Below are 3311 nucleotides of genomic sequence, written 5' to 3' on the forward strand. Positions count from 1 at the left end.
CAGGGCCGGGTTCGCGGCGAAGCCGAAGCCGCCCAGGAACACGATGACGACGATCGCCACGACGGCAACGTGAGCGGTGAGGGCGAGTACGGCGGACAGCGTGACGAGCCCGGTGATGCTGATGAAGAGCGTGCGGAACGGGAGAGCATCGGCGAAGCGCCCACCGACGGTGATCCCGATGAAGGAGCCAAGACCGTACAGGGCCAGGACACCTGGGACCGCCGATGAAGGGAGGTGGATGGTGGTCGTCAGGAGCGGGGCCAGGTAGCTGAAGACGATCAGGATTGTTGCGGTGAGCAATGCCGTGGTCGCGAAGGCCAGCCAGAGGCGGGTGTTGCGGAGGGCTCGGAGTTCCTCGCGCAGGCGTGGGGCCGTGGCCGGGTCGGGGCGGCCGGCGGGGACCGTGGTGACGACGCCGGCCATCGCGAGCACGCAGAGGCCGGCGACGGTCCAGAACGCGGACTGCCAGCCGAGGTGCTGGCCGAGGACGGTGCCGAGCGGCAGGCCGATGATGGTGGCGATCGTGAGCCCGCCGGTGACGACGCTCATCGCGCGGGCGCGGGCGTTCGACGGGACCAGCGCGACGACGGTGACCGCGGCGACCGACCAGAACCCGGCATACACGAACGCACCGACGACGCGGGTCGCGAGCAGTACGCCGTAGCTGGTGGTCAGGGCGCCTGAGACGTGGGTGAGCGCGAAGATCGCGAGGAAGACGAGCAGCGCGGTCCGCCGGGACCAGTTGAGCGTGACGACCGCGAGCACCGGGGCGCCGACCAGCATGCCGGCCGCGAACGCGGAGATCAGCAGCCCGGCCTGCGGGATCGAGACGTGCAGGTCCGTGGCCAGCTCCGGCAGCAGCCCGGCGAGCATCAGCTCCGAGGTGCCCTGCGCAAAGATGCTCAGGCCCAGGACATAGACGGCGATCGGCATCGTTCCCCCTCACTCGACGAGTGCCACTCGCAGTATCGCAGACGTCACGTTCCGCTGTCGCCGCGCCTGTCACGGTCCTGAGACTTGGGCGGATGCGGCATCGTGGAGGTATGAGCTACCAGACTCCGGCGAAGCGGACCGGGCGGAGCGTGGACACTGCCAAGATCGGCGGTGGGCTGAAGCTGCTCGGCGCGCTGGTCGGGCTGATGTGGCTCATCGAGGTCATCGACACCGCGACGAACGGCGCCCTGAACCAGTACGGGATCATCTCCCGGCAGCCGCGCGGCCTGGTCGGGATCCTGACCTCGCCGTTCCTGCACATGGGATTCGGGCACCTGATCTCGAACACGCTGCCGCTGGTCACGCTCGGTGCGCTGATCGCGGTCAGCGGCGCGGCCCGGCTGTTCGCGGTGACCGCGATCGTGACGGTGCTCGGCGGGTTCGGGACCTGGCTGGTCTCACCGTCGAACGTGATCACGATCGGCGCCAGCGGCCTGGTGTTCGGGTACGCGGCGTACCTGATCGTCCGCGGGCTGTTCAACCGGCGGCTCGGTCAGGTGCTGGTCGGGATCCTGGTCATCATGGTGTGGGGCAGCGCCCTGCTGACCAGCCTGCTGCCGCAGGACGGGATCTCCTGGCAGGGGCACCTGTGCGGCGGCATCGCCGGACTGTTCGCGGCGTGGGTGCTGGCGGACGACAAGCCTCAGCAGCCGCGATCTACCTGAGCGTGCTCGGGTCCGTGTTGGCTCCGCAGACGACCACGACCACTCGCTCGCCGGCCTCTGGTTTGTAGGCGCCGGAGACAAGGGCTGCGTACGCCGTGGCGCCACCGTGCTCGGTCGCCAGGTGGTACGTGCTCCAGAGTTGCTTGCGGGCGGCAACGATCGAGTCGTCGTCGACCAGGACGGACTGCACGTGATGGCCCTGGGCTGCTTCGAAAGCGAGGTCGCCGAGGCGGCGGGCGCCCAGGGAGTCGGCCGCGACCCCGCCGACTGCTCCGTCCGTGGGGTGCTGGGCGTGGAGGGCTCGGTTCATCGTGGGAGCGAGGGCCGGCTCGACACCGACGACCTGGGCGTGGTCGCCGATCGCGGTCGCGATGCCGCCGATCAGACCGCCGCCGCCGACCGCCACGAGTACGGTGTCGAAGCCGTCGACCTGGTCGAGGAGCTCCAGGCCGACCGTACCCTGGCCGGCGACGATCTCCGGCTGGTCGTAGGCGTGCACCAGCAGCGCGCCCGTCTTCTCCTGTGCCGCGAGGGCGGCCTGGTACGCCTCGGCGTACTCGCTGCCGACCTGGACGATGTCCGCGCCGAGCGTCTGCAGCTTGCCGAGCTTCGCGGCCGGGGTCGTCTCGGGCACGAAGATCCGGGCCGGTACGCCGAGTTCGCGCGCGGCGTACGCGGCCGCCAGCCCGTGGTTCCCGCCGGACGCGGCGACGATGCCGTGGCCGTCCAGCTCGCCGTTCTCCTTCGCGGTCAGCAACCGGTTGAACGCGCCGCGCGGCTTGAACGACCCGGTGTGCTGCAGCAGCTCGAGCTTGAACGTGACGCCCGGCGCCACCTCGATCACCGGGGTCCGCCGGACCCGTCCGGCGATCCGCTGCGCGGCCTGCCGCACGTCATCAACACTTACCGTCATGCCCCAACCCTGCCACGATGGGAAGAGCCAATGGTTGGGAGGCCCGCATGCCCCAACCCTGCCACGATGGGGACAGCCGACGGTTGGGAGGCCTGCAGATGGGCGCGTACGACGAGAGCTATCGCCGGAGCCTGGACGACCCGCACGGGTTCTGGCTGGAGGCAGCCGAGGCGATCTCCTGGACGCGGCCGCCCACCCAGGCGCTCGACGCGAGCGCGGCACCGATCTTCCGCTGGTTCCCCGACGGCGAGCTGAACACGTCGTACAACGCCCTCGACCGGCATGTCGACGCCGGCGACGGCGACCGGACCGCGCTGATCTACGACTCACCGGTGACCGGGACCGGCGCGTCCTTCACCTACATCCAGCTCCGCGACCAGGTGGCTACGTTCGCCGGTGCGCTGTCGTCTCTCGGGGTCGGCAAGGGGGACCGGGTCATCATCTACATGCCGATGATCCCGGAAGCAGTCGTCGCCATGCTCGCCTGCGCCCGCCTCGGCGCGATCCACTCCGTTGTCTTCGGCGGTTTCGCCCCACGAGAGCTGGCGGCTCGCATCGAAGACGCCGGGCCGAAGGTGATCGTGGCCGCGTCCTGCGGCATCGAGCCGTCCCGGGTGGTCGAGTACAAGCCGATCATCGACGAGGCGCTGACGATCGCGTCGCACCGTCCGGAGCACACCGTCGTACTGCAGCGTCCGCAGGCCGAGGCGCAACTGGGCGAACGCGACCTCGACTGGGCT

4 protein-coding genes are annotated in these 3311 nt (G+C 70.1%); 2 read left to right on the forward strand and 2 right to left on the reverse strand.

Annotated elements, in window-relative coordinates; translation table 11 throughout:
• Positions 1-933, reverse strand: a 933-nt coding sequence (locus VFF46_RS35460) for a Cmx/CmrA family chloramphenicol efflux MFS transporter (protein ID WP_325041632.1), incomplete at its 3' end; no start/stop codon positions are given.
• Positions 934-1043: 110 nt separating this feature from the next.
• Between VFF46_RS35460 and VFF46_RS35465 the strand changes: the two genes are divergently transcribed.
• On the forward strand, positions 1044-1658 hold the full coding sequence (locus VFF46_RS35465) for a rhomboid family intramembrane serine protease (RefSeq protein ID WP_325041633.1): 615 nt from the start codon (positions 1044-1046) through the stop codon (positions 1656-1658).
• On the opposite strand, the gene VFF46_RS35470 is transcribed toward VFF46_RS35465, so the two are convergent.
• Positions 1651-2571, reverse strand: coding sequence for a threonine/serine dehydratase (locus VFF46_RS35470; RefSeq protein ID WP_325041634.1), 921 nt, complete (start codon positions 2569-2571; stop codon positions 1651-1653). The genes VFF46_RS35465 and VFF46_RS35470 overlap by 8 nt on opposite strands.
• A gap of 98 nt (positions 2572-2669) precedes the next feature.
• Between VFF46_RS35470 and VFF46_RS35475 the strand changes: the two genes are divergently transcribed.
• Positions 2670-3311: AMP-binding protein (locus VFF46_RS35475; RefSeq protein ID WP_325041635.1), on the forward strand; the 642-nt coding region annotated here is incomplete at its 3' end.

This window comes from Kribbella sp. (assembly GCF_035655035.1).
GTDB lineage: Bacteria > Actinomycetota > Actinomycetes > Propionibacteriales > Kribbellaceae > Kribbella.